This is a genomic window from Pilimelia columellifera subsp. columellifera (assembly GCF_039532605.1).
Taxonomy (GTDB): Bacteria; Actinomycetota; Actinomycetes; order Mycobacteriales; family Micromonosporaceae; genus Pilimelia; species Pilimelia columellifera.
This window is the reverse complement of the sequence record NZ_BAAARY010000019.1, coordinates 16,944-42,876: the sequence shown is the minus strand read 5'-3', so window position 1 is coordinate 42,876 and position 25,933 is coordinate 16,944. Positions and strand designations below refer to the sequence as shown.

At 70.8% G+C, this 25,933-nt stretch carries 21 protein-coding genes, 2 pseudogenes and 1 riboswitch; of the genes and pseudogenes, 13 read left to right on the top strand and 10 right to left on the bottom strand.

Annotated features, from left to right (window positions below; all coding sequences use genetic code 11):
• The first annotated feature begins 229 nt into the window (after nucleotides 1–229).
• Nucleotides 230–742, top strand: coding sequence for a DinB family protein (locus ABD287_RS16005; RefSeq protein ID WP_344173891.1), 513 nt, complete (start codon nucleotides 230–232; stop codon nucleotides 740–742).
• Nucleotides 743–902: 160 nt separating this feature from the next.
• Here ABD287_RS16005 and ABD287_RS16000 read toward each other — a convergent pair whose 3' ends face one another.
• Entirely contained in the window at nucleotides 903–1,274 is a 372-nt protein-coding gene (locus ABD287_RS16000) for a peptidase inhibitor family I36 protein (protein WP_344173889.1), read from the bottom strand.
• 193 nt (nucleotides 1,275–1,467) lie between these two features.
• On the opposite strand from ABD287_RS16000, the gene ABD287_RS15995 reads away from it, so the two are divergent.
• The 3 genes from ABD287_RS15995 to ABD287_RS15985 all read left to right on the top strand — a co-directional run bounded on the left by ABD287_RS15995 (nucleotide 1,468) and on the right by ABD287_RS15985 (nucleotide 4,881).
• Entirely contained in the window at nucleotides 1,468–3,747 is a 2,280-nt protein-coding gene (locus ABD287_RS15995) for a tetratricopeptide repeat protein (RefSeq protein ID WP_344173887.1), read from the top strand.
• Nucleotides 3,748–3,811: 64 nt separating this feature from the next.
• On the top strand, nucleotides 3,812–4,153 hold the full coding sequence (locus tag ABD287_RS15990; protein ID WP_344173885.1) for a PadR family transcriptional regulator: 342 nt from the start codon (nucleotides 3,812–3,814) through the stop codon (nucleotides 4,151–4,153).
• The gene (locus ABD287_RS15985) at nucleotides 4,150–4,881 is read left to right on the top strand and encodes a hypothetical protein (RefSeq protein WP_344173883.1); all 732 of its coding nucleotides are present in this window, start codon (nucleotides 4,150–4,152) and stop codon (nucleotides 4,879–4,881) included. The genes ABD287_RS15990 and ABD287_RS15985 overlap by 4 nt, the downstream gene beginning before the upstream one ends.
• 19 nt (nucleotides 4,882–4,900) lie before the next feature.
• On the opposite strand, the gene ABD287_RS15980 is transcribed toward ABD287_RS15985, so the two are convergent.
• Genes ABD287_RS15980 through ABD287_RS15960 form a run of 5 tightly spaced genes read right to left on the bottom strand, consistent with a single transcriptional unit; the run spans nucleotide 4,901 to nucleotide 10,380 of the window.
• Nucleotides 4,901–5,608 (bottom strand): ATP-binding cassette domain-containing protein, encoded by a 708-nt coding sequence (locus tag ABD287_RS15980; RefSeq protein ID WP_344173881.1) that lies wholly within the window; start codon nucleotides 5,606–5,608, stop codon nucleotides 4,901–4,903.
• Nucleotides 5,605–7,392 (bottom strand): dipeptide/oligopeptide/nickel ABC transporter permease/ATP-binding protein, encoded by a 1,788-nt coding sequence (locus ABD287_RS15975; protein WP_344173879.1) that lies wholly within the window; start codon nucleotides 7,390–7,392, stop codon nucleotides 5,605–5,607. The genes ABD287_RS15980 and ABD287_RS15975 overlap by 4 nt, the downstream gene beginning before the upstream one ends.
• The gene (locus tag ABD287_RS15970) at nucleotides 7,389–8,357 is read right to left on the bottom strand and encodes an ABC transporter permease (protein WP_344173877.1); all 969 of its coding nucleotides are present in this window, start codon (nucleotides 8,355–8,357) and stop codon (nucleotides 7,389–7,391) included. The genes ABD287_RS15975 and ABD287_RS15970 overlap by 4 nt, the downstream gene beginning before the upstream one ends.
• Before the next feature lie 6 nt (nucleotides 8,358–8,363).
• Nucleotides 8,364–9,935, bottom strand: coding sequence for an ABC transporter substrate-binding protein (locus ABD287_RS15965; RefSeq protein WP_344173875.1), 1,572 nt, complete (start codon nucleotides 9,933–9,935; stop codon nucleotides 8,364–8,366).
• A complete protein-coding gene (locus ABD287_RS15960) occupies nucleotides 9,925–10,380 on the bottom strand; it encodes a (2Fe-2S) ferredoxin domain-containing protein (protein WP_344173873.1) in 456 nt (151 codons plus the stop codon). The genes ABD287_RS15965 and ABD287_RS15960 overlap by 11 nt, the downstream gene beginning before the upstream one ends.
• 127 nt (nucleotides 10,381–10,507) lie before the next feature.
• Nucleotides 10,508–10,736: riboswitch (cobalamin riboswitch) on the bottom strand.
• A gap of 46 nt (nucleotides 10,737–10,782) precedes the next feature.
• Between ABD287_RS15960 and ABD287_RS15955 the strand changes: the two are divergent.
• Nucleotides 10,783–11,187 (top strand): annotated as a pseudogene (locus tag ABD287_RS15955) (glycosyltransferase family 2 protein); the annotation flags it as partial.
• A gap of 720 nt (nucleotides 11,188–11,907) precedes the next feature.
• On the opposite strand, the gene ABD287_RS15950 reads toward ABD287_RS15955, so the two are convergent.
• The gene (locus ABD287_RS15950; RefSeq protein WP_344173871.1) at nucleotides 11,908–13,485 is read right to left on the bottom strand and encodes a glycosyltransferase family 2 protein; all 1,578 of its coding nucleotides are present in this window, start codon (nucleotides 13,483–13,485) and stop codon (nucleotides 11,908–11,910) included.
• Nucleotides 13,486–13,713: 228 nt separating this feature from the next.
• Here ABD287_RS15950 and ABD287_RS15945 point away from each other — a divergent pair, with 228 nt between their 5' ends.
• The 7 genes from ABD287_RS15945 (at nucleotide 13,714) to ABD287_RS15915 (ending at nucleotide 20,822) form a co-directional block, all read left to right on the top strand.
• Nucleotides 13,714–15,009, top strand: coding sequence for a glycosyltransferase family 4 protein (locus ABD287_RS15945; RefSeq protein WP_344173893.1), 1,296 nt, complete (start codon nucleotides 13,714–13,716; stop codon nucleotides 15,007–15,009).
• A 67-nt stretch (nucleotides 15,010–15,076) separates the two neighbouring features.
• On the top strand, nucleotides 15,077–18,184 hold the full coding sequence (locus tag ABD287_RS15940; RefSeq protein WP_344173869.1) for a M14 family metallopeptidase: 3,108 nt from the start codon (nucleotides 15,077–15,079) through the stop codon (nucleotides 18,182–18,184).
• A gap of 272 nt (nucleotides 18,185–18,456) precedes the next feature.
• The gene (locus tag ABD287_RS15935; RefSeq protein ID WP_344173867.1) at nucleotides 18,457–18,651 is read left to right on the top strand and encodes a hypothetical protein; all 195 of its coding nucleotides are present in this window, start codon (nucleotides 18,457–18,459) and stop codon (nucleotides 18,649–18,651) included.
• A 36-nt stretch (nucleotides 18,652–18,687) separates the two neighbouring features.
• The gene (locus tag ABD287_RS15930; RefSeq protein WP_344173865.1) at nucleotides 18,688–19,257 is read left to right on the top strand and encodes an Asp23/Gls24 family envelope stress response protein; all 570 of its coding nucleotides are present in this window, start codon (nucleotides 18,688–18,690) and stop codon (nucleotides 19,255–19,257) included.
• Nucleotides 19,254–19,655: a hypothetical protein gene (locus tag ABD287_RS15925; RefSeq protein ID WP_344173863.1), complete on the top strand. Its 402-nt coding sequence runs from the start codon at nucleotides 19,254–19,256 to the stop codon at nucleotides 19,653–19,655. The genes ABD287_RS15930 and ABD287_RS15925 overlap by 4 nt, the downstream gene beginning before the upstream one ends.
• Before the next feature lie 19 nt (nucleotides 19,656–19,674).
• The gene (locus ABD287_RS15920; protein WP_344173861.1) at nucleotides 19,675–20,199 is read left to right on the top strand and encodes a hypothetical protein; all 525 of its coding nucleotides are present in this window, start codon (nucleotides 19,675–19,677) and stop codon (nucleotides 20,197–20,199) included.
• Nucleotides 20,196–20,822 (top strand): Asp23/Gls24 family envelope stress response protein, encoded by a 627-nt coding sequence (locus tag ABD287_RS15915; RefSeq protein WP_344173860.1) that lies wholly within the window; start codon nucleotides 20,196–20,198, stop codon nucleotides 20,820–20,822. The genes ABD287_RS15920 and ABD287_RS15915 overlap by 4 nt, the downstream gene beginning before the upstream one ends.
• A gap of 46 nt (nucleotides 20,823–20,868) precedes the next feature.
• On the opposite strand, the pseudogene ABD287_RS15910 reads toward ABD287_RS15915, so the two are convergent.
• Nucleotides 20,869–21,195, bottom strand: a pseudogene (locus ABD287_RS15910) (Scr1 family TA system antitoxin-like transcriptional regulator); the annotation flags it as partial.
• A gap of 462 nt (nucleotides 21,196–21,657) precedes the next feature.
• Between ABD287_RS15910 and ABD287_RS15905 the strand changes: the two are divergent.
• Nucleotides 21,658–22,116 carry a GNAT family N-acetyltransferase gene (locus ABD287_RS15905; protein ID WP_344173858.1) on the top strand — a complete coding sequence of 153 codons (459 nt, stop codon included), beginning with the start codon at nucleotides 21,658–21,660 and terminating at the stop codon, nucleotides 22,114–22,116.
• Nucleotides 22,117–22,155: 39 nt separating this feature from the next.
• Here the strand turns inward: ABD287_RS15905 and ABD287_RS15900 are convergent, their stop codons facing one another.
• Both ABD287_RS15900 and ABD287_RS15895 read right to left on the bottom strand, forming a co-directional pair.
• On the bottom strand, nucleotides 22,156–24,138 hold the full coding sequence (locus tag ABD287_RS15900; RefSeq protein ID WP_344173856.1) for an ABC transporter ATP-binding protein: 1,983 nt from the start codon (nucleotides 24,136–24,138) through the stop codon (nucleotides 22,156–22,158).
• A complete protein-coding gene (locus tag ABD287_RS15895; protein WP_344173854.1) occupies nucleotides 24,135–25,868 on the bottom strand; it encodes an ABC transporter ATP-binding protein in 1,734 nt (577 codons plus the stop codon). The genes ABD287_RS15900 and ABD287_RS15895 overlap by 4 nt, the downstream gene beginning before the upstream one ends.
• Nucleotides 25,869–25,933 lie beyond the last annotated feature (65 nt).

Below are 25,933 nucleotides of genomic sequence, written 5' to 3'. Positions count from 1 at the left end.
ATCACCGGGACACAGGACCAACGCCGCCGCAGCAACAGACATGCCGCATTGTCTCGCACCCAACTCGTCAAATCACTTCAGACACGCGACACTAGGGTCGAGCCGCGCTCGGACAGTGAAGAGCCGCAGTCGCGCTTCCCTGACGCGGACGCATCCCACCATGCGGCGGAAGGGCACCCTCCACGTTCGGGTCCCCCACGCGTTCCCTGATGAGCGGTACGGTGCCCGGATGACCGCCAACGCGCCCCTCGCCGCAGAAGAACGTGTCAGCACCGCCGGAGAACGGGAGGTTCTCGAAGCGTTCATCGACTACTTCCGGCAGGTAATCGTCAGCAAGCTCGCCGGGCTCTCCGACGACGACGTCCGCCGCCGCCTGGTCCCTTCACGGACCACGCTGATCGGCCTGGTCAAGCACGCCGCTGCTGTGGAGCGGGGCTGGTTCCACCACCGTCTTGCTCAACGGCCGCGCGAGCAAATCGGCGCAAACTCGCTCGGCGATGATGCCAGCTGGGACGTTACCGCGGACGAAGCGATCACCGACGTAGTCGCCGAATACGCCGAGGCTTGCACCGAGTCGAGGGAGATCGCGGCCCGCTTCGCGCTCGACGACACCGTGCCGCATCACCGACTCGGCCGAGTGTCACTGCGCTGGATCTACGTGCACATGATCGAGGAGATGGCCCGGCATGCCGGTCACGCCGACATCCTGCGCGAACAGATCGACGGGGCAACCGGCGACTGACCGCCCACAAACCCGACACCGGCCCGGCCGGGCTTCGCGGATGAGATGCGTGCTGGCCGTCACGTAGTTGCCGCGCGTTGGACGGTCCTGCCGGGGAGACTGGAGCTCCCCGGCAGGACCGCTCGGTGGCGCAGCAGGTCGCGGATCCCTACCCGGACGGTCAGAACGGCTGGAAGGAGCTGATCCGGTCGTTGGCGCCCGAGCCGACGTTGGCGGTTGAACCTCCGCCGTCGAGGCAGAGCAGCTGGCGCTGGTAGTTGGTGTCGTTGTAGAAGCAGACCTTGCGCCCGGTCCGGTTCCAAATTGACGTGGTGAGGTCGTTCATGGCTGAGCCGATGTTCGAGACGAAGAGGTCGTGCTCCGGCTGGAACCGGTACCGGCCCGCGTAGTTGCCGTCTCCCCAGAGGCAGACGTAGCGGTCAGGGCAGTCCTTCCACTCTGCCTGAGCGGCTCCGGTCGTGACGACCTGCATGGCCGCGGCGACGACGAGGGTGACGACGGCCGCCGCGGCGGCCTTGAGGCTGATACGCATTAGGATCTCCATACCGTGGAATGTGGTCTGTGGGTCGCACCTCACCAGCTGGTGCTGCGCCCTATCCTTCGAGACGGTCAGTCACGGCGACAGGCTGTCCACCGGACGTTCACCGGAAGTCAGGTTCGCCGCAGGGGTCGACTCGCGGCAGTTTCCGGTCCCGATGGGCCAGTGGCAGTTTGAAGGGGGAGCCTTGTTCGGGGAGTCGACCCGGGACTACCGCAAGAGGCTCGCGCTCTCCCAGGAGGAGCTGGCAGAACGCACCGGGCTCAGCTCCCGTGCCATCCGGGCGATCGAGACCGGCCGCAGCGCAGCGCCACGACCGAGCACCGTGCGCCTGCTGGCCGAGGCGCTCGAATTGTCTGATCAGGAGCGCCGCAGGTACACCGCGCTGGCGACTGGCCGGGACACGGCCGGGACGGCCACCGCTACTCCACCGGCCAGGGACGCGGTGGCGGAGCGGGTGCCGCGTGGGCTGCCTCTCGCCGTGCCGGTCTTCGCCGGGCGCCGCGGGTATCTGCGGCAGCTGACCGCCTACCTGGACGACGGCCGTCCCGGCGCGATCGTGGTCTCGGGAACCGCCGGTGTCGGCAAGAGCACCCTGGCGATCCACTGGGCGCACCAGGTCGCGGATCGATTTCCGGACGGTCAGCTCTTCGTCAACCTGCACGGCTTCGGACCGGGGCAGGCTGTCGTCAGCGCCGGTGAGGCGATCCGGGGGTTCCTTCAGGCGCTGGATGTGCCGGAACGGCGGATTCCGGCGGACCTGGCTGGCCAGGTCGCGTGCTACCGCAGCGTGCTGGCTGGTCGGCGGGTTCTGGTGGTGGTGGACAACGCCCGCGATAGCGACCAGATTCGGCCCCTGATTCCAGGCAACCCAGACTGTCTGGTGTTGGTCACGAGCAGACGAGAACTCGCCAGCCTGGTCGTGACGGAGGGCGCGGCGCCCGTGCCGCTGGGCCTGCCCAGCATCGAGGAGGCGCGGGCGCTCCTGATCAGCCGGTTGGGAACACGGCGCATGATGGCCGAGACCGACGCGGCCGACGCCCTGATCGACCGCTGCGCACGACTGCCGCTGGCGTTGGCGGTTGTGGCCGCCCGCGCTGCGCTGCGACCGACCTTCCCGCTCAGTAGCATCGTCGCCGAACTCGACGACGCCGACGACCAACTCAGCCGCCTGCACGGCGGTGACGCCGTCAGCGACGTACGGACCGTCTTCTCCTGGTCGTACCGGCAACTGTCGGGGGGCGCCGCGCTGTTCCGGCTCCTCGGCCTGCACCCGGGACCGGACATCGGCACGGCGGCGGCGGCCAGCCTGGCCGGTCAATCCGTGGCCGAGGTCCGGCAGCGCTGCGCCCAACTCGCCGAAGGCAACCTGATCACCGAGGCCACGCCGGGACGGTTCGTCCTGCACGACCTCATGCGAAGCTACGCCGGCGAACTCGCCGGGCGGATCGACAGCGCGTCCCAACGACGGTCCGCCGTTCGGCGGATGCTCGACTTCTATCTGCACACCGGCCAGGCCGCGGCCACGCTGCTCGCTCCGCACAACGAGACGATCAGCCTCGACCCGGCCGCCGAGGGCACAGCGCAGCTCGCGGTCAAGGATCAACACGACGCGCTCGCCTGGTTCACGGCCGAAATCGGGACGCTGCTGGCGGCGAGCCGCCTCGCCGCCGAGTTCGGATTCGACGCCCACGCGTGGCAGCTCGCTTACACCATGCACCCCTACCTGCACCGCCAGGGCCGATGGCATGAGGCGACAGAAATCCTCCACGGCGCGCTGCGGGCAGCGCGGCGGCTCGGCAGCGACGTGGGGCAGGCACACACCAACCAGCTCCTCGGCCGGGTTCTGATCCATCTGGACGTGCTGGAAGCGCGGCAGCATCTGGAATCCGCGTACGCGCTGTTCCACAGCCTGGGCGATACCGCAGCGGCGGCCCGTTCCCAACAGGCCATCGGCATCACCTACGAGCGCGACGACCCGGCGCGTTCCCTGCCACACGCCCGCCTCGCGCTGCGCCTGGCGACCTCGGCCGGCAACAGCTACTTGCAAGGACGCATCATGAACGGGCTCGGCTGGCTACACGCCCTGCTCGGAGATCACGCCGAGGCGCAGACCCACTGCCGGCGGGCGCTGCGTCTGATGACCGAGATCGGCGATGACGACGGCGCAGCCGACGCCTGGGACAGCATCGGCTTCGCACTCCACCATCTCGGTGATCTGACCGAGGCGGTCCGGTGCTACCACCAGGCGCTCCGGCTCTACCGCGTCCTCGGCCACCGGTACTACCTGGCGCTCACCTTGACCCATCTCGGCGAGACCCACCGGGCCGCAGGCTCCCCTGACCTGGCGCGACAATCGTGGCAGGACGCGCTGGAAATCTTCACCGAACTGCGCAGCCCCGAGCGAGAAGGCGTACAACAGCAGCTGAGAGAGCTAGGCGCAGTTCCTGATGGCACGGACCTGTAACTGGGCGCTTGGCAGCGCTTACTGTGGATGGTGATGCTAGCTAGATTGCCATACTATGTAGCTTGTGGATGATGAGGGGTTTCCAGCGGAGTGGCTGCGGGGCGCTCTCGGGCTGAGCGTGCTCGGGGCGCTGAGGGACGGCCCGACATACGGCTACGCGTTGAGCCAGCGCCTGGAAAAGGCCGGGCTCGGCGTGATCAAGGGTGGGACCCTGTACCCCCTGCTGGCCCGGCTGGAAGCCGACGGACTGGTCACCGCCCAGTGGCAGCTCAGCGAATCCGGCCCCGGCCGAAAGTACTTCTCCCTCACCAGCACCGGGCGGTCGACGCTCGCTGCGCGGCGGAACCGGTGGCAACGCCTCGCCGCGATCGTCGCCTCACTCACCAGCGACGAGGAGCAGTCGTGACGGACCAGTGGTACCAGAGACTGACAGCCCAGCTGGCGCTGCACGATGTGCCGGGCAAGGCGATCGGTGAGGCGCTGGCGGAGGCGCGGGCCCACTGCGCGGACAGCGGCGCCACTCCCGCCGAGGCGTTCGGCGATCCCGCAGCCTACGCCGCCCGCCTGGCCGTTGCGCGGCCACGGAAACCCGGGCGGCGCCTGGCGACAATCTGGATCAGCACCCTGCTCGTAGGGTTGGGAATGCTCACGGTCCCGTACGGGATCGGTTGGGCGACCACCCCGTTCGTGGTGGTGACGCTGGGCCACATGCTGTCGGTGCTGCCGCTCCTCGGGCTGGTCGCGTTGTTTCCCTGGCTGCTGCGGGCCCAGCGGCGTTCGACCACCTCGCCTGATCGCCGCGCCCCCGACGAACGCGGTTGGTGGCTCGGCGGCGCCCTCCTGCTGTATGTCGTCGGCGGTGGCCTGGTCTTCCTGGGCGTGCCCCGTTGGCTACCCATCAGACTGTTCGCACTGCCCGGATGGTTGGCTACGGCGCTCGGACTGATCTGCGTGGTAGTCGGCTGGACACTTGCCTTCAGGCAGCGCGCGGCCGCAAGGCCGATCGACCCGAGAACTGGCGCGCCCGTACGCATGGTGTCCACGAAACGGCAGGTGCGGGTGGTGGCGGCAGCGGCGCTGGTGGGATTCGCGGTCGGCGGTCTTCTGAGCTGGCTCAGCGTGTCCGACAGCTGACCCGCAGCCGCCTGGGCAGTCATCCCGCCGAGTTCGGCGAGCCGATCCAAAGAGGCAGGACGTGGTGAGCGATGCCGCGCAGCCAGGTCGTGTCGTGGCTGACGACGATGATGGCCGTCCCGGACTGGCTGGCGTTGGTGAGCAGCTCACTCATGGCGGCGGCCGTGATGACGTCCTGGCGGGCGGTCGGTTCGTCGGCGACGATGAGCGCGGGTTCGGCGATGAGGGCGCGGAGCAGGGCGACGCGCTGGCGTTGCCCGCCGGAGATCTGTCCAGGCCGGGCGGTGGGGTCGAGGTGGCCGAGTCGGGCCCGGTCGAGCCACTGCCGCGCGGTGGCCCGCAGCGCGGCGCGGCCGGGGTTGCCAGAGGCGGTGAGCGGCTCGGTGAGGGTACGCCAGATCGGCCAACGCGGGTCGAGGCTGGCGGAAGGGTCCTGAAAGATCGGCATGACGTAGCCGGCCCGCGGGTAGCGTGCCGTCCGGGAGCGCGCCGGCCAGGCGGCCCGGTCGCGGTAGCGCAGCTGCCCGCTGTCCGGTCGCTCCATTCCGGCGAGCAACCGCAGCAGCGTCGACTTCCCGGACCCGGAGGGCCCCCGGATCCCGAGGATCTCGCCGCGGCGCACCGCCAGGCTGACCTCGTGGACGGGTGTGATGTCGCCGTGGGTGGTGCGATACCTGCGGGTGATCGAGTCAGCCGAGACGACGGCCGGCTCCGCGGTGGCGTTCATCGCTGGTCGCCGTTGAAGCAGGCCACACCGCCGACGAGTACGGGCTCACGGTCGTGGCAGATGCTGCGGGCTTCCACACATCGCGGGGCGAATGCGCAGCCTGGGTCGATGTGGTGAGCCAGGCTCGGCGGGGCGCCGGGCAGGGATCGTGCGGGTGGCCCTTCTACAGGGGGCGTCGCGGCGAGCAGTGCCCTGGTGTACGGGTGGCGGGGGTTGTCCAGGATGTCGCCGGTCGTTCCCGTCTCGACGATCCTGCCGGCGTACATGACGGCGATGTGATCACTGTGTCGGGCGACCAGGCGCAGGTCGTGGCTGATGAGCAGCACCGCCTGGCTCGCTTGGCGCAGCGTGATCAGTACGTCGTCGGAGAGGTCCGCGTCGAGGGCGCTGGTCGGCTCGTCGGCGACGGTGAGCGCCGGTTGGTGGACGGTGGCGGCGGCGATGGTGGCGCGTTGCAGCATGCCGCCGGACCAGCGGTGCGGGCGTTCGGCGAGCCGCTCTCGCGCGTGTTGGACACCGAGATCGGCGACCCGTCCGGTCACGGTCGACCTGTCGGGGCGTCGGCGGTGCGCCAGCCATGCCTCGGTGACGTGGTGGCGCACCGGGTGGAGAGGGTCGCAGGCGGCATACGGGTCCTGGGCGACGTAGCCGATGGCGCGGCCGCGGGCCCGGCGCATCGCGGGGGCGTCGAGGTTGAGGATGTCCTGGTCGTCGACCTGCACGTGTCCGGTGATGGTCGCGGCCGGGGGCAGCAGTCGCAAGACGGCTCGGGCGAGCGTGGTCTTGCCGCATCCGGACTCGCCGACGACGGCGAGACACTGCCCGGAGCGCAGCGTCAGGCTCACGCCGCGGACAGCACGGGCGCCGTCAGAGTAGGTGACGGCCAGGTCGGTGACCCGCAGGGCGACGGCGTCCGTCACGGTGGCGGGCGCCCGGACCGCGACTGGCGGCGCGGTCCGGGCACGGACCTCGGTGGGCTGTGGGTCGAGCACGTCGCGCAGGGCGTCGCTGAGCAACATGGCCGCCGTGACGGTGAGCGCGATGATCACGGTCGGCCCGATGAGCAGCCATGGTGAGCTGACGAGGGAGCCTTGGCTGTCGGCCAGCATCTGGCCGAGCTCGGCGGTCGGGGGTTGGGCGCCGAGGCCGAGGAACGACAACCCGGCCAGCACCAGCACCGTCTCACCGACCGTCGCAGTGGCGGCAACCACGACCGTCGCCAACGCTCCGGGCAGGATGTGGGTGCGCAGCACGCGGGCCGGCCCGATACCGGCCATTCTGGCGGCGATCACGTCGAGGCGGGTATGGCTGCCGAGGGTGGCGCTCCGGGCGATGCGGGCGGGGTAGGCCCAGCCGGCGGCGACGATGGCCAGAATCAGGTTGTCCGCGCCGACACCGAGCGCCCCGACGATCGCCAGGGCGATGATCTGCGACGGCAGGCCGAGCATGACGTCGATGACCCGGCTGATGACGGCGTCGACGATCCCGCCGAGGTAACCGGCCGCGCCACCGACAAGCAGCCCGAGCGTCGTCGTCAGGGCGAAGACGACCAGCACCGCCTGGAGCGAGGTGCGGGCGCCCGCGATGGTCCGGGCCAGCAGATCACGGCCGGCGTCGTCAGTGCCGAGCCAGTGCGCGGCGCCCGGCGCGGCGAGCTGGTTGGCGTAGTCGGGCAGGTCAGGGTCGGCGGTCGCCAGCGCGGGGCCGAACACCGCGAAGGCCACCAGGGCCAGCGCCAGCGCGGTTCCGGCCCGGCCTCCGCGGTGACGCAGCAGTCCGGTCATCGCCCGCTCCGCGACAACCGGACGCGGCGGGTCGATGCCGGCGCGGTGCGCGGATCGACGGCCATCGCGATCAGGTCGACCACCAGGCTGACGGCGACGTATGCGGTGATCCCGAGCAGGGCGTAACCCTGCACGACCGGCAGGTCGCGGGAGGTGATGCCCTGTACGGCGAAGCGACCGACACCGGGCCAGGTGAAGACGGTCTCCACGATCGGAGCGCCGCCCAGCAGCGCGGCGACCCCGGCGCCGACGACGGTGAGGAACGGGACCAAGGCGTTGGGCAGGTCGTGGACCAGGAGCAGCCGCGCGCGGCCGGCGCCGCGGGCCCGGGCGACTTCCACGTGTGGCGCCCCACGGGCCTGGAGCAGCCCGGCCCGCAGGATGCGGGACCAGGTCGCGGCGGTGGCCAACGCGAGGGTGAGCGCGGGCAGGAACACGGTGCTCCAGCTACCGTCGGAGATGACCCGGAACTGCGCCAGCCGCAACACGACCACCTGAAGCAGCACCAGCCCCACGACGAAGCTGGGGAGCACGAGCGCGGGCAGCGCCGCCAGCCGGATCGCCAGGTCGGGCCACCGGCCCGGCGCCGAAGCCGCGACGCAGCCCAACAGCAGCGCCACGCCCAGCGCCAACGCGACCGCGGCGGCGGTGAGCCGCAGCGTGGCCGGCAACCGGCTGCCCAGCTCGTGGCGGACCGGCCGGCCGGTGACCCAGGACGTGCCCAGGTCACCGCGTGCGGCGCCGGCCAGCCAGCGCCCGTACCGGGCCACCGGCTGGCCGGAAAGGCCCAGCTCGACGCGTTTGGCCGTCACCTGGGCGGCGGTCGGGCTGGTGACGTTGTTCGTGGCCAGCACCCGCCGGGCCGGGTCGCCCGGCGCCAACGCCAGCAGCGACCACACCAGCACGCTGCCGACAGCGAGGGTGGCGACGGCCTGCCCGACCCGCCGCGCGATCACTATGATCATCAGGGTTCAGTACGCGGCGACCCAGAGCAGCGCCACCGGTGGCACCTGATAGTCGCGCAACCTCGGAGCGGCGACCACGGGCACCCGTTTGAGGGTCAGGTACAGGCTATGGACCTTCTCCTCGACGATGATCCGCTGCGCCTCGCCCATCAGCGTGTCCCGGGTGGCCGGGTCGAACGTCTCGGTGAGCTGGCCGATGAGCCGGTTGAGCTGCGGGTCCCTGATGCCGCCGTAGTTGTTGTCGCCGGACGGGGTGAAGTTCGCCACGAGCGGCGTCACCGGGTCGGTCTGGGTCCAGTCGATCGCCCCGTTGCCCCACACGGCGGCGTCCCAACCTGCGGGGTTCTTCGCCGCGGCGGCGATGTCATCGACCTGGCGCACCTGCACGTCGACGCCGATCGTGCGGAGCTGCGCCTGTAGCGCCACGGCGACGGTCTTGGAGTCGGGCTGCTGGGGGTAGCTCAGCAACGTCACCGTCAACGGCTTGCCGCCCTTGCTGCGCGTCCCGTCGCCGCCGCGAACCCACCCGGCGCCGTCGAGGAACTGGCTGGCCTTGACCGCGTCGAACGTCTGGTTGCGCTTGGCGTAGGGCAGAAAAGCCGGGTAGAAGCCGACCGCGGTGTCGTACTGGCCACCGAGGACCTGCGTCGCGAGTTGCCCATAGTCGATGCCGAACCGGAGCGCCTGCCGTACCCGCACGTCCGCCAGCGGCCCGGTGCGTGGGTTGAGGACGAGCTGGAATCCCTCCGCGGCGGTGCCGGCGTCCTGGTTCAGGTACACCGCGTCCGTGCGTCCCTTCAGCTCCCGGGCGGCCGACGACGGCGGGTACAGCGCCAGGTCGGCCTCCCCGTTCTGCACCGCCAGGATCCGGGCCTGGGCCTCGGGGATGAACCGGACGGTCAGCTTCTCCAGCTTCGGCGGCGACACCCGGTAACCCGGCGTCGGCGCCAACGTCATCGCCTCGGGCGTCAACGCGGTCACCGTGTACGGGCCGGACCAGATCTTCGCCGCGATCAGCTCCGCCGGCCGGCCCTTCGCCTTCTGGTAGGCGGCGTGGTCGAAGATCGGGAACATCGACTCGTGGGCGAGCAGGCTCGGCACATAGGACGTCGGCCGCGCCGTCGTCAGCGTGACCGTCAGCGGGCCGGTCGCGGCAACGGTCGCCCCGGGCAGCAACGGCGTGACCGAGGTGTTCTCCCGTAAGTGGAACGTCATGACCTCGACCAGCGCGGCGGCGTCGATGGGTCGGCCGTTCTGGAACGCCAGTTCGGGCTTGAGCTGAAGGGTCCACGTCGTCGGGCTGGCCTGCGTCGCCGATTCCAACAGCCACGGCTGAAGTTTGCCGCCGCGCACCGGCTGGAGCAGCAACGCGCCGAACCCGAACTCCGGCGCCCAGAATCCGTTCTTCAACGGGTCCAGGTCGCTGATCGCGAAGCTCGTCGCGATCCTCAGCTGTGTGACCGGCGTGGCGTCGGCAGGCTTGTCTGTCGACACCCCCGCACACCCGGCGCCGAGTAACGTCAACGCGCTCAACACCACCACCAGGCGGACCCGGCGCGTCAACCGCTCAACGGACACGGTCGCTCCCCACGGACTTCGGCGCCGGGAACACCTGAAGGCTCAGCGCGGCGGGAAGCGACGCCAGACCCGGCCCGCCGGCGGCCAGCCAGCTCTCCAGCAAGTCGATGGCAGCCTCATCACGCACCAGTCCCAGCCACACCGGCCTTCCGCCGCGACGGCGCCCGGCCACTGATGGGCGCACCACCACCACGTTGGCCTGCTCGCACGGGCCCAGGCACTCCGCCGTACGGACCTGAACCTGGCCAGGGCGTTCCTGCGCCAGGCGCCGTAGCCTCGCCAACTGACCATCATGATCTGTGCCAGGAATCTTCGCGGCGCTGCCGCAGCAGCAGCCCCGGCACAGGACCACCCGGACGCAGCCGTCCCCGTTCGCCCTGGCGGAGTCACCTGACCTGGCAGCCGGCGGGCTGGCGTCCTGACTGGACAACTCGAGAACTGTCATTGCCGCTCTCCCTCGCGAGACCCGACGATCCGGGCCAGGCGTGGAGGGCGCGACAGACGGGCGCGGCACAGGAAGCCGAGCGTCGGTGCGAGGCCCTCCCACGAGGCCCGAAACCGGCACGCGCACGGCGCGCGTGCCGCCGACGGCAGGTCTTCGGACTTGCGGGCGAGCGCCAGCCGGTTTCACCTGGCGCGCCTACTGGCCGTCGCTTCCCAGACGCGGTCGCGTCCAGTGCCTATGACGGCGGTCGTTCCCACTCACCGCTGCGGGGCAGTCCCGGACTCACACCGGGTTCCCTCTTACGACGCCCACCCCCGAGCATCGGGAGCAGGCGAACCGCTGGCGCGCAGAAGCATACAACGTCGAAGCGACCGCGAGTGTTCGACCGCGGTTCACGTATCGATGCTGGTGGTGTACCCCGCTGATGGGGAAGCGTCGACGCCTGTGAGTTCCCAACAGGCGCCGACGCTGTCGGTGGTGGTTCCCGTGTTCCGCGTCGCGGCGTACCTCGACGAATGCCTCGACTCCATCCTCACCCACGCGCCGGCCGACCTTGAGGTCATCGCCGTCGACGACGCCTCGCCGGACGGATGCGGGGCGATCCTCGACGATCGCGCGCGCTGTGACCCACGCGTGCGGGTGCTGCACCTGCCGGTCAACAGCGGCCTCGGACCGGCCCGCAACGCCGGCCTGGCGCAGGCGCGCGGCGAGTACGTGTGGTTCGTCGACTCCGACGATTGGCTCGCCCCGGGCGCCGTCGCGCAGGTGGCGCAGCAGCTGGGTCACTACCGGCCGGACGTGCTCATCGTCGATCATGCGGAGGCGCACCCCGATGGCCGCGTAGTCGCCCAACGCTCGGCCGACGTCGTCGGCGGCCTGACCTCGCCGGTGCGGCTGGCCGAGCGTCCGCAGCTGCTGCGGCTCGCCCAGGCGGCCTGGTCCAAGATTGTCCGCCGGGAGCTGCTCGACCGCGCCGGGTTGTCCTTCCGCCGCGGCTGGTACGAGGACTGCTCCTACAGTCACCCGTTGCTCATGGCCGCCGAGTCCATCGAGGTCCTGCACCAGGTCTGCTACTACTACCGGCAGCGTCCCACCGATCGGATCACCGCCACCGTCAGCACCCGGCATTTCGAGGTCTTCGACCAGTACGCCGCGGTCTTCGCCGCCGTGGACGCCAGCGGAGGCGCCTACGACCAGTTCCGTGGCGAGCTGTTCCGGGTCATGGTCAACCACTATCTGGTGATCGCCGGCAACGAGCAGCGGCTCCCGGTCAGCAGCCGGCGGGCGTTCTTCGATCGCGTCGTCGCCGACTACCGGCGCTGGCTGCCCGCCGACGGCTACCCGGTCCCCGCGGGCGTCACCGGGCTCAAGCACCGGCTGACGCGCTGGGGCGCCTGGCCCGCGTACGCGACGCTGCGGCACGCGCACCAGGCTGTCGGGGCGCTGACGCGACGGCGTCCGGCCGGCCCGGGGCGTCATGCGGCCGCGCGGGCGATGCCGGCGGCGACGCCCTCCGTGCCGACGCCGTCAGTGCCGGCGCCGCGCCAGAGCAACGAGCTGCGCCACAACGCGTCCCGGAGTGACCGGAACGACCGAGATCATCAGCTGGCCCGACTGGTCCCGGGTGGGCGCGACCGCGAAGCAACGCACACCACGCCGGACGAGCGCCGGGCGCGGTGATCGCAGGCCGGTAGCCCGCACCTGGGCTGAGCCGAACACGTCGCCCAGGCGCATGGTCGCCCGGATCGACCGACGCTGGCCGCTCTCGGCGCTGGCCGCCACGAGGTCCCGCAGGCGCAGGTCGGCGCGCAGGGTGGTCTCCTCGCCGGCGCCGACGACGACGGCGTCGGCGCCGATGTCCTCGGCGACCACCCGCACCGGTCCGCTCACCCGCTGCCGCAGATCAGGCAGTGGGCTGCGCAGGGTGAGCGACAGCACCCGGGCGCCGGAGCTGTCGCGGCGCCATGCGGTGTCGGTGGCATCGAGCCTGGCCGCCCAGTCGGCGGCCCGGTCGGTGACCTCGAAGGCGGCGTCCGGCGCCTGCGGCGGACTGGCCCGGAACCCCGGGTACCCGGCGAACCAGCGGTCACCCTCGATCACCGTCGCCGGGACACCGGCCTGGGCGTCGTGGCGCAGCACCGGCAGCAGGGCCGCGTGCCGGCCGGCGCGCAGGACGCGCAGCCGCAGCCAGGTCTCGATGTCCAGTCCCCCGGCGATGGCGTCGTCCAGGTGCTGGTCCGCCAGTTCGCGGATCGTGTCGCCGACACGGCGTCGGGTGTCGTCGTCGGCGAGCGCCAGGTCGTCGCGCAGCAGCACCGCGACCTCAAGGGCGAACAGCCGGGCCAGGACGGCCCGGCGTTCCGGGCCTTCCGGGATGAGGCCCACAGTGAACTGGACGAGGCGACGCAGGCAGGCCAGGCGGGCGTCGACATCGCTGAGCTGGGTGATGTTGCGGGCGTTGAGCCGGCGCACCGCGTGGTAGCAGGTGTAGTCGGCGACCACTGAGATTTTCCTGGCCCGGTAGCAGGCTTCCAGGGTGAAGGGCAGGTCGCTGCCCAACGGCATGTCCTCGGGGTAGCGGATGGCGTGCTGTTCCAGCAGGTCCCGCCGGAAGAGCTTGACGTTCATCAACGACCACGGCAGCGCCGAGTCCGCCAACCCGATCCGGTCCGCGTTGCGGGCGAAGACGTCCTGGTAGACGAACCGGCTGTTGACGCCGACGACTTTGCCGAGCACCACATCGGCGTCCAGCCGGTCGGCGGCGGCGACCAGCCGTTCCAGGGCCTGCCCGCCGAGATAGTCGTCGGCGCCGACGAAGTAGACGTAGCGGCCCGCGGCGACGTCCAGCGCCCGGTTGCACGGGCCGGCGGGACCGCCAGAGTTCGGTTGCCTGATCACCCGTACCAGGCCCGGGTAGCGGGCGGCGTACCGGTCCAGCTCCCGGCCGCTGCCGTCGGTGGAGCCGTCGTCGACGGCGACGATCTCCATGCGGTCGTGGCCGATGCTCTGCCCGACCAGCGACGCCAGGCAACGACGCAGGTACGGCATGGTGTTGTACACCGGCGCCACTACGGTGACGTCCGGCATGTCGCGGGTGTGTGCCATCCGGTCCTCGTCATCGGCAGCGTCCGGCGCTGAAGCAACGCGGAGTATAGCCACGACAGATGTCGATGAAGGGGCGTCGGCAACGGCCATCTTCGCGTTGTCCGCTCGTCATCGCGCCAGTGTGAGAAGTTCGCCGCCGACGCCTACAGTGCGACGATTTCGCTCGCCGCGCCGGTCAGCTCCCGGCCGTGACAAGGAGGCAGATCTGTGGTGCGGGGCCGGATCGTCATGCTCGTCGACAACGCCGTCGAGGGCGATTCCCGGGTGCAGAAGACCGCCCGCTCGGCGGCGGCGGCCGGTTGGGCGGTGACTCTCCTCGGCCGTGCTGACAGCGTGGCGCGATCCTGGCGCGTCGGCGAGGCGAAGGTGCGGCTGCTGCCGATGGGCGGCGCCGGGGGCGCGTCCGTTGGACGCCGGGGGCGCGAGCGCCTGAGGCGCTCGCGGCTCGTCGGACTGCTGCGACGCCCGGTGGACCTGGCATTGGTCCGCTTCTGGCGGTGGCGGCTCGGCGACGGCGCGTGGCGGCGGCTGGAGCCGTCGCTGTGGGAGTTCGAGGCCGCGTACGGGCCGGCCATCGACGCGCTGGCGCCGGACATCATCCACGCGCACGACTTCCGGATGCTGGGCGTCGGCGCCCGCGCGGTCCTGCGGGCCCGAGCGTCGGGCCGCGCCGCCAAGCTGGTCTGGGACGCCCACGAGTTCCTCCCCGGGATCCAACCCTGGCGGGACCACGCCCGATGGCTGCCGGCCCACCGCGGACACGAGCGCGAGTACGCCCGGCACGCCGACGCCGTCGTCACCGTCTCGCCCGAGCTGGCCCGGCTGCTGCAACGCGAACACCACCTGCCGCGCCTGCCCAGTGTGGTGCTCAACGCCCCGGACATCGCGCCAGGCGTCCCCATCACCCTGGACGGCGGGCCGGACACGCTACGCGTCCGCTGTGGCCTCGGGCCCGGCGTGCCGTTGCTGGTGTACAGCGGCGCCTGCGCGCCAGCCCGTGGGCTGGCGCTCGCGGTCCGGGCGCTGCCCCGGCTGCCCGGCGCGCACCTGGCGCTGGTGGTCAACCAGCCCGACGGGCCGCACGCCCGGGAACTGGTCGCGCTCGCCCGCCAGCTCGGCGTCGCCGACCGGCTACGCCTGCTGGACTACGTCCCCGCGGACCGGGTGGCGGCGGCCCTCGCCGACGCCGACGCCGGCATCATCCCGATCCAGCGATGGCCCAACCACGAGATCGCGCTCATCACCAAGTTCTTCGAGTACGCCCACGCCCGGCTGCCCATCGTGGTCAGCGACGTGCGGGTGATGGCGGCGACGGTGCGGGACACCGGGCAGGGCGAGGTGTTCCGGGCCGACGACCTCGACGACTACGTGCGCGCCGTCCGCGCCGTCCTCGGCGACCCGGCGCGCTACCGCGCCGCGTACGCCCGGGCGGGCCTGTTGGACGGATGGGGTTGGAGCGCCCAGGCCAGGGTGCTCAACGAGCTTTATACGCGATTGACCAACGACACGGTCGATCTGGTGTGAACATTGACACACGCGAGTCCAGCGGCGAGGCTCACGCAGGATCACCACACTCACCATCGGAGGCACGATGAGGCGCGTCCTGCTGGCTTCGGCCACTGCGCTCGCTCTGTCCGGCGCCACGTTGGGACTGCCCACGGCAGCGCCCGCGGCCCCGCAGACCCAACACGACGGGCTGGAGGTGTACACCGGAACGCTCTCGGCGAAGCAGGTCGACGGCCTGCGTGACGTCGGACTCGACCACGGGAGCGCCCGCACCACCCGTCGCGGCGACGGGAACTACGCCGTCGAGGCCGTCCTCAGTGGCGAGCAGCTACGCCAGCTCGCCGGCCAGGGCATCACCCTCCAGGTCAAGAAGGTGCGCGGCAAGGCCGCCTCCGAGGAGTTGCGGCAGCAGGGGCTGGCCGGTTGGAAGGCGTTCCGCTCGTTCAGCGAGCCCGGCGGCCTGCGGGACGAGATCGCCGCGCTCGCCGCCCGGTACCCCGGTCTCACCAAGACGCAGACCATTGGCACCTCGGTCAACGGCAAGCCGATCATCGCCATCAAGGTCACCAAGGACGCCAGGAAGATCCCCGACGGCAAGCGGCCGGCGGTCATGTACGCCAGCACGCAGCACGCCCGCGAGTGGATCACGCCGGAGATGAATCGTCGGCTGCTGCACCACATCCTGAGCAGCTACGGGACCGACGACGAGATCACCGCGGTGGTGGACACCACCGAGCTGTGGTTCATCCCGGTCGTCAACCCTGACGGCTACGACTACACCTTCACCCCCGGCAACCGGTTGTGGCGCAAGAACCTGCGCGACAACAACGGCGACGGAAAGATCACCACCGGGGACGGGGTCGACCCGAACCGCAACTTCCCCACCAGGTGGGGATACGACAACGAAGGCTCCTCCCCCAACCCCTCCAGCGACACATACCGCGGCCCCAAGCCGGCGTCCGAGCCGGAGACCCGGGCGCTGGACAAGCTCTTCGGCAGGATCCCTTTCCGGTTCTTCGTCAACTACCACTCCGCCGCCGAGCTGCTGCTCTACGGCACCGGTTGGCAGGTCAGCACCCCCACCCCCGACGACGTCGTCTGGGAGACCCTCGCCGGCGACGACAAGAACCCGGCCGTCCCGGGCTACGACCCGGACATCTCCGCCGAGCTGTACACCACCAACGGCGAGACCACCGAACACATGAGCGTCAAGCACCGGACCCTCGGCGTCACCCCCGAGATGTCCACCTGCGAGACCGCCGCCAACTGGTTCCCCGACGACCAGTGGAAGCCTGAGGACTGCGTCAGCGGATTCGTGTTCCCCGATGACGAGAAGCTCATCGAGATGGAGTTCCGCAAGAACATCCCGTTCGCGCTGTCGTTGGCGAAGTCCGCCAAGGACCCCGGCAACCCGTTCTCGTCGATCAACCGGGTCGCCCCGGACTTCGTCCCCGACACCTTCGCCGTCTCCTACGGCGTCAAGCAGCCGGTGGCCGCGACCGTGAAACGCTCGCTGGCCAGCGTCAAACTCAACTTCCGGATCAACGGCGGCAAGGCCCGCGCCGTCGCGACCAGGGCGTGGAAGGGCGGCGAGCGCTACGGCGGCGACAACAACCGCTACTACGACGAGCGCCGCGGCGTCGTCACCGGCGCCAGGGCCGGCGACCGCGTCGAAGCGTGGTTCACCGGCGTCAAGGGCAAGGGCAGGAACGCCAAGAAGGTCGCCAGCGCCAGTTTCACCTACCAGGTGCACACCGGGATCGGCGGGGACGTGCTCGTCCTGGCCGTCGAGGACGTCACCGGCGCCAGCCCGACCCAGGAGGGCACGAGCGCCAAGCACGCGGCGGCGTACGTCGCCGCGGCCAAGGCCGCCGGGCACCGTCCCGACGTCTACGACTTCGACACCCAGGGCCGGCGCGCCCCGCACCCGCTGGGCGTGCTGTCGCACTACAAGGCCGTCGTCTGGGAGACCGGCGACGACGCGATCCTGCGCGCGCCCGGCCAGCCCGCCGGCACCGCCGCCAAGGCGGCGCTCGACACCGAGCTGGCCGTCCGCGACTACCTCAACGAAGGCGGCAAGCTCCTGGTCAGCGGCCAGAACGCGCTGCTCGCCCAGGCATCCGACGGCCAGTACTCGTACGACCCGAGCGGGACGACCGAGTGCGTCACCGCCGGCAAGGCCCCGTGCCTGACCCTGGGCAACGACTTCGTCCAGTACTACCTCGGCGCCCACACCTACGTGGACAACGCCGGCGCCGACGGCGACAAGCTGCACCCGGTGGCCGGCAACGCCGGCGCGTTCGCCGGGTTCGCCGGCGTCCTCAACGCCGAGGGCTCGGCCAAGAACCAGACCCACTCGGCCTCGTTCCTGCCGACGTCGAGTTTCTTGCCGCCCCAGCAGTTCCCGCACTTCGGCGGCCAGGCCGTCGTCGACTGGAAGCGGCCCGGCCCCGCTCCGTTCGACCCGTACGACGGCGCCTGGTACGTCCGCAGCGCCGACGCGTCCCAGAGTTACCAACGGCTCAGCCGCACCGTCGACCTCACCGGCGCCAGCGCCGCCGACCTGAAGTTCTGGGCCTCCTACGACACCGAGGCCAGCTGGGACTTCCTGTTCGTCGAGGCCCGCGAGGCAGGCACCGGGGCGTGGACGACGCTGCCGGACCGCAACGGCGCCACCACCGACGCCACCGGCGAATCCTGCAAGGCCGACATCGCCGACCGGCTGCACCCCCAGCTCAAGCACTACATGGGCGCCGACTGCTCGGCCAAGGGCACGACCGGGGTGTGGAACGCGGCCACCGGCAAGTCCAACGGCTGGAAGGAGTGGTCGGTGGATCTGAGCCCGTACGCGGGGAAGAAGGTCGAGCTGTCGATCACGTCGATGACCGACTGGGGTACCCAGGGCCTGGGTGTGTTCCTGGACCAGGCGCGGGTCACCGCCGACGGCGCGCCGCTGGCGGGCACCTCGTTCGAGACCGACCTGGGCGGCTGGACTACCCCCGGCGCCCCAACCGGCTCCCCCGCCGACGCCGGCGACTACACCCGCAGCCAGCTCGCCTTCGACGAGGGCGCGGTGGTGAGCACCGCCGACACGGTGCTCACCGGCTTCGGTCTGGAAGGCCTGGCGCCGGCGCAGCGGGCGGACTTCCTGGCCCGCGCCTTCAGACACCTGAAAGTCAAGCCTGGCAGGTGACGGCGTGCGCCGTGGCATACGGCGTGTGACGATGGCCGGTCTCCGTTCGCGGAGGCCGGCCATCGTCTGATGGGCGCCTCCCAGGCATCGCCCGATTCGCTGAAACCAACCGGCCAAGGGCGTACGTTGAGGTCGAGGCGTTCCGCACCCAAGTGAACAATCCGACCTGGCCACAGGCGTCAGTGAGCGCAACTGGCGGCCGCGACGCCGAACTACCGCCCATCCGGCGCTGAGGCGCACGCCCGGCGACGCCGCAAGGGACAGAGGTTGGCATGTCTACTCAGCAGTTCGCATTCTTGGTGGGTTTCCTCTCCGCCGCGCTGTGGGCGGTGGCGGGTTTGGCAGCAACGTTCGCTGCCCTGCTGCTGGGGGCCGCCGGATGGTTTGTCGCCGCGCTGGTCACTGGCCGGCTGAGCGTGCCCGACCTGGTGGAGCGGTTCCATTTCCTGAGCCCACACGGGCGTTGACATCTCGGGATCCGGTATATCGACAAGGGAGTCGTCATGACCAGTGCCACCGAGGCGCGTCAGAGCGCCGCGCAGTCCGAGGCTTCCCGCGGCGAAAGCCGCGAGCCAAACTCGAAGAAGATGCAGCAGTCGCCGTCGGGCAGCGGCCCCAGCCGGCCGGGAAGCGGTGTGTCCACCCGGCCCGGCGCCAACACGGCGCACGCACAGCTGGTCAGCGAGCACGGCAAGACCACCATCGCTGACATGGTCGTCCAGAAGGTCGCCGGGCTGGCCGCCCGCGAGATTCCTGGCGTGCATTCCATGGGCAGCGGCATGGCACGTGGCGTCGGAAAACTCCGATCGGTGATGCCCGGCACCGACCCGACCCCCGCCCAGGGAGTGGCGGTCGAGGTCGGCGAGCGGGAAGCAGCCGTCGATCTGGACATCGTGACGTGGTACGGGCAGAGCATCGCCGACGTCTCCGACGCCGTTCGCCGAAACGTCATCGACCGGGTCGAGGGAATGACGGGCCTGACGGTGGTAGAGGTCAACATCAGCGTCGATGACATCCACGTCGAGGGCCTGAACGAGGACGACGGCGGCGCCCGGGAGCAGCGGGTCCAGTGAACACGCACGACACAGTGGCCCTGGCCGCTGCGTTGTCGGCGGCGGCCGAAGCTGTGCCGGGGGTAGGTCGGCTCGTTCCCGGTGACGGCGCCACCTACGTCTCGACGCAGTACCCGGGCGGCCGCATCGACGGCGTACGGCTCGGCGCCGACCGGGTGGAGCTGTACGTGAGCGTGGACCGCCTTCCCGCGCAACCAGTCGCCGACACCGTGGCCGCCACCGCCACCCGCATCCTGCGCGCCCACCAGGACCAGCGACCGCTGCACGTCGTTGTCGCCGACATTGAGGACCGCGCGTACCTCACCGGCGTCGCCACGGCTGCCGCGGAGGTTGGCGAGCCGGCGTCGGCGGGCGCCCCGGGCACGCCGGAGCCCGCTGGGCGGATGGGGACGCCGTGAACGGCAGGAGAGGTCAGCGATGCGGGTGACGAACAGGTTGGCCGCCATGGTGTTGGGTTTGGCTCTCGCCGTCGCCGGGCTGGTCGCGGCCGTCGAGGCGCTGCTCGTGGCGTCGGGGGGGCCAACGTTGCTGGTGCCGCGCGACGACTGGCACGCCGCGCTCACCAGCACCCGTATAGGCGACGGCATCGTGTTGGGAGTCGCGGTGACCGTCGGGCTGGCAGGTCTGCTGATCCTGGTGGCCCAGGTAAGGCCGTGGCCGCCCGAGAACGTAGACACCGCCATGGCGGACTGGCGCCTACGACGCTCCGGCGTCCAGCGTCGGGTCGCCGCAGCCGTCGACCGTGTCCCCGGGGTCAGTCAGTGCCGGGTTCGGGTCCGCGGCCCCGAACGCCGCAGCAGGCTGAAAGTACGGGCGTCCGGGGACCGGGCCAGCCGTCCGGCCGTCCTGGCCGCGACCCGCGCCGAACTCGGCCGCCTCGCCGTCACCATGCCGGACGAGCGTGTCGCGGTCCGGCTGAACCGGGCCCGGAGAGTCACATGACCAACAGAGCCAACCGCATCATGTGGACGGTCATCGGCGCGCTGCTGGCCATCGCAGGCGGCGCCATCATCCTCGCCAACCGTGGCGCTCTGCCGGGGGTGGAGACCTCCGCCGTCCTGCTGCCGGTTTCGGCAATCCAACGCTGGCACGACCTCGGCCCGTGGGGACCCACGACTGTTGTCATCGCCGGACTGGTGGTCGCGCTGCTGGGCGTGCGCTTGTTCCTGGCTCAGACGCGGCGGCGCTCCCAACCCGCGCTCCCGGACCTGCGCCTGCGGGCCGGCGGCCCCGCCGCGACCGACCTACCCGCCGACAGCCCCGACAGCGCCCGCCCGGTGGTCCGGGGCGAGGTCACCGTCGCCGCCCGGGTTCTCGCCCGGTCGCTGGAACACGACCTGGCGCGGGACCGGCACATCCGACACGCGGCGGTGAGCCTCACCGGACACGCCCCGGACCCTGACGTGTGGGTCCGCCTCGACATCGCCGGCAGCGCCGACGTGCCCGAACTCGGCGAACGCGTCACCGCCGCCCTGGACCGGTTCGCGACCACCTCCGGCCTCACCCCGCGACGGGTCGACATCACCGCGAAGACGGCCAGCGCCGGCAGATACACGCCACGCTGAGCGCGTGGAGCCGATCAGGACCGCCACGCCCACGGCCCCTGGCTGGTCAGGGCGCCACCGTCCAAGCTCGTCCCTCCTGCGGCTGAGTGATGGTGATAGCCGCGGAGGGCGTCTCAATGGCGACCACGGCCGTGTCGAAGATCCAGAACCCGGTCATCGGGATAGCGGTCCGTTTCCCTGTCGCGGGTAAGATGCCGAGCTGAACGTGCGGCAGGGTGAGGCAGACGAGCAGGTGGGTCAGTTGCTCAGCTTGGACGTCGGCGGTGCCCATCCAGGTCCACAGCGCCCGGTCTTCGAGGATGACGTGCACACGCTTTGAAGGGACTCCCATCACAAGCTGGGTGCGCTGCTGCTTACTAGCAATGGTTTCCTCGGTGTCGTCGGGCGCGTCGAGGAAGTCGTACCAGTAGCGGAGCTAGGTACTTGAAGAAGCCCTCGATGTCGTGGAAACCTTCGCCACCAAGTCGGGCAAGTCGACCAGCGCGTTGCAGCGCTCGCACCAGGCGTGAAGGTCGACATCGGTAGGGAGCTGTTTGCCAGTCTCGATCGAGCGAGCTGCCGTCCTCAGGCTGCCTGGAAGGGGCGGGGCTCTTACCGCAACCGCCCAAGCGTTAGCGCTGATCGACGCCCAGCTCCACCGCCTGTTCCGCTAGACAGCCGCGCGACAACACCGGCCGGCAGACGTCCGCCCATCGGCTACGTCGGACACACTCTCGTGGTATGAGGGAGCGGCGACCGACGTCGGCCATGGTCCCGCCCCAGCCTCGGCCTAGTCAGCGACATCACCCGCCGCCCTGCCAAGGGCGCCGCCGCCGGGCGTCGTAGGATCGCCGCCGTGACCGAACCGCTGCTGCGCGTCGCCAGCTTCGCCGAGCTGGATGCCGCCGACCTGTACGAGATCCTGCGGCTGCGCGCGGAGGTCTTCGTCGTTGAACAGAACTGCCCCTACCAGGACCTTGACGGCCGGGACCGTGAGGCCGGTGCCAGACATGTCTGGGCCGCCGACCGCGTGGGCAACGTGCTGGGCTGCCTGCGTGTCCTCGGCGATCCCGACGGCGTGGCCCGGATCGGCCGGGTCGTGGTGGCGCCTGCGGCGCGCGGCAGTGGCCTGGCGCAACGGCTGATGACCGAGGCGCTGCGGCTGTCCGGCGACCGGCCGGTCGTCCTGTCGGCGCAGGCGCACCTGGCGGGCTTCTACGCCGGGTTCGGGTTCGTGGTCGACGGCCCAGGGTTCATGGAGGACGGCATCCCCCACCTGCCGATGCGCCGTCCCGGACTCCACGTTCGGCGCTGAGCCCGTCCGACGCAACCCGACCGAAGCCCTGCTGGCGTGTTAACTCGGGGGTTGGTCGTCATTTACCAGTGCCTTGGCGAACTGGGCGTTGTAGAGGGTGAAGTAGGCGCCCCGCGCCGCGATCAGGTCGTCGTGGGCGCCCTGCTCCACGATCCGGCCGTGCTCCATCACCAGGATCCGGTCGGCGTCCCGGATGGTGGACAGCCGGTGGGCGATCACGAAGCTGGTCCGGTTCGACCGCAGCGCCGCCATGGCCTGCTGCACCAATAGCTCGGTGCGGGTGTCCACCGAGCTGGTCGCCTCGTCGAGGATCAGCAGCGGCGGGTCGGCCAGGAACGCGCGGGCGATCGTGATCAGCTGCTTCTCCCCGGCGGAGATGTTGCCGCCCTCCTCGTCGATCACCGTGTCGTATCCGGCGGGCAGGCTGTGCGCGAACCGGTCGACGAACGCGGCGGTCGCGGCGGAGCGGACCTGCTCCTCGGTGGCTTCCGGCCGGCCGTAGCGGATGTTGTCGCGAATAGTTCCGCCGAACAGCCAGGCGTCCTGCAGCACCATCCCGATCTGACCGCGCAGGGCGTCCCGACGGAGCTGGGCGATGTCGGCGCCGTCGAGGGTGATCCGGCCGGTGCCCACCTCGTAGAAACGCATGATCAGGTTGACCAGGGTGGTCTTGCCCGCGCCGGTCGGGCCGACGATCGCGACGGTCTGTCCCGGCTCGACCACCAGCGACAGCTCCTCGATCAGCGGCTCGTCCGCGCGATAGCGGAACGACACGTCCTCGAAGGCCACCCGGCCCTGGGCCTGGGCGATCACCGCCGGCTCGGCGGGGTCCGGGCTCTGCTCGTCAGCGTCCAGCAGGTCGAAGACCCGCTCCGCGGAGGCCACCCCGGACTGCATCAGGTTCGCCATCGCGGCCACCTGGGTCAGCGGCTGGGTGAACTGGCGCGAGTACTGGATGAACGCCTGCACGTCGCCGAGGGAGATCGCGCCGGAGGCCACCCGCAGCCCGCCCACGACCGCCACCGCCACGTAACTGAGGTTCCCGATGAACATCATCGACGGCATGATGATGCCGGAGACGAACTGGGCGCCGAACGAGGCGGTGAACAGAGCGTCGTTGCGCTCGGCGAAGCTCGCCTCGACCTGCTGGCGCCGGCCGAAGACCTTCACCAGCTCGTGTCCGGTGAACGCCTCCTCGATGTGGGCGTTGAGGGCGCCGGTGTGCGCCCACTGGGCGACGAACTTGGGCTGCGAGCGCCGGGCGATCTGTTGGGTCAGCAGCACTGACAGCGGCACCGCCACCAATGCGATCAGCGCCAGCGTGGGCGAGATGACGAACATCATGACTATGACGCCGACGACGGTCAGCAGCGAGGTCAGCAGCTGGCTGAGCGTCTGCTGCAGCGTCTGGGCGATGTTGTCGATGTCGTTGGTGACCCGGCTGAGCAGCTCGCCGCGGCCCTGGCGGTCGAAGTACGGCAACGGCAGCCGGTGCAGCTTGGCCTCGACCTCGGCACGCAGCTGGAGCATCGCCGGCTGCACCGTGCCGGCCAGCAGGTAACCCTGCACCCACAGCAGGACGCTGGCCAGCGCGGCCAGGACGGCCGCGAACGCCAACACCCGCGACAGCTCGTCGAAGTCGATTCCCACGCCGGGAACCACCTGCATCCGCTCGAGCATCGCCGCCAGCTCGCCGTCGCCGGCCGCGCGGGCGTCGGCGACGACCTGTTCCCGGCTGGCGCCGGCGGGCAGACGCTGTCCGAAGACGCCGGTGAAGACGATGTCGGTGGCCCGCCCCAACACCAGCGGCACGTACACCGACAGCGCCACGCTGGCCGCGCCGAACGCGACGACCAGCGCCAGCCGGACCCGGTAGGGCCGAAGGCGCCGGATCAGCCGCAGCGCCGACGGCCAGAACGTCATCGGCTTCTCGGCGGGCATGCCGACGTGCGCGTGCGGGGGCCCGCCCGGGCGCGCCCCGGCCGGCAGCCGGCCCGGCACGGACTTGGGCTGCTGGCTCATGCGCTCGCTCCCACGCCGCGCTGCGACTGCGCGATCTCAGCGTAGGTGGGACAGGTCTTCAGCAGCTCCGCGTGCCGGCCGACCCCGACCACCTCCCCGTCCTCCAGCACCAGAATCTGGTCGGCGTCGATGATGGTGGAGACCCGCTGCGCCACCACGATCAGCGCCGCGTCCGCGGTGACCTGCCGCAACGCCGCGCGCAGCTGGGCGTCGGTGGTCAGGTCCAGGGCCGAGAACGAGTCGTCAAACAGGTAGATCTCCGGCTCCCGCGCCAGCGCGCGGGCGATCGCGAGCCGCTGCCGCTGGCCGCCGGAGACGTTCGTGCCGCCCTGGGCGATCTCGGCGTCCAACCCCGCTGGCATCGCTGCGACGAAGTCGCGCGCCTGCGCGATGTCAAGGCAGCGCCAGAGCTTGTCGTCGGAGGCGTCCGGGTCCCCGTAGCGCAGGTTGCTGGCGACGGTGCCGGAGAACAGGTAGGGGCGCTGCGGGGTCAGTCCGATCAGGCGCCACAACGTATCCGGGTCCAGCTCACGCACGTCGACACCGCCCACCAGCACCGCGCCGGAGGTGACGTCGAACAGCCGCGGAATCAACGACAGCAGGGTCGTCTTGCCGGCGCCGGTGCTCCCGATGATCGCCGTGGTCTGACCGGCCCGCGCCACGAACGACACATCACGCAGCACCGGCGCGTCGGCGCCGGGATACCGCAGACTGACCGATCGAAACTCGACCGTGGCGCGCGTCTGCGTCCGCGTCACCGGCACGGCGGCGGTGACCAGCGTCGACTCGGTCGCCAGCACCTCGGCGATCCGCTCGGCGCAGACCACCGCCCGCGGCACCATCATCGCCATGAACGTCGCCATCATCACCGACATCAGGATCAGCACCAGGTACTGCAGGAACGCGGTCAGGGCGCCGATGTTCAGGGCGCCGGCGTCCACCCGGGACGCGCCGAACCACAGCACCGCGATGCTGGAGGCGTTGAAGACGAACATCACCGTGGGGAAGATCCGGGCCTGTAGCCGGCCGACCCGCAGCGCGGTCGCGGTCAGGTCGGCGTTCGCCGCGGCGAACCGACGGGACTCGTGCGGCTCGCGGACGAAGGCGCGGACCACCCGGATGCCGGTGAGCTGCTCGCGTAGGACCCGGTTCACCTCGTCGATGCGCACCTGCATGGCACGGAACTCCGGCGCCATCCGGGAGATGATCAGCCCGACGGACAGCACCATCGCCGGCACCACGACCAGCATCAGCCAGGAAAGCCCGACGTCCTCACGCAACGCCATGGTCACGCCGCCGACCGCCATGATCGGGGTGGTGACCATCATCGTCAACGTGACGACCAGCAGCATCTGCACCTGCTGGACGTCGTTGGTCGTCCGGGTGATCAGCGACGGGGCGCCGAAGCGGGCCATCTCCCTACTGGAGAAACCCCCGACCCGGCTGAAGATCGCGGCCCGCAGGTCCCGGCCGAACCCCATCGCCGTCTTCGCCCCGACGTACACCGCCGCGATCGAACAGGTGATCTGTAGCGCGGAGACCAGCAGCATCCAGCCGCCGGTGCGCACGATGTAACCGGTGTCGGTCCTGGCGATGCCGAGGTCGATGATGTCGGCGTTCAGCCGTGGAAGGTAGAGCGCGGCCATCGTGCCGGCCAGCTGAAGGGCCAGCAGCACCGCCAACTGTCCCCGGTACGGCCGCAGATGTCGGCGTAACAGTCTGATCAACACCTACGCTGCCCGCTTTCTGTTGGTTCAGCCTGCGGCAGCGTACGGGCTGACGGCCACCCTGGCCA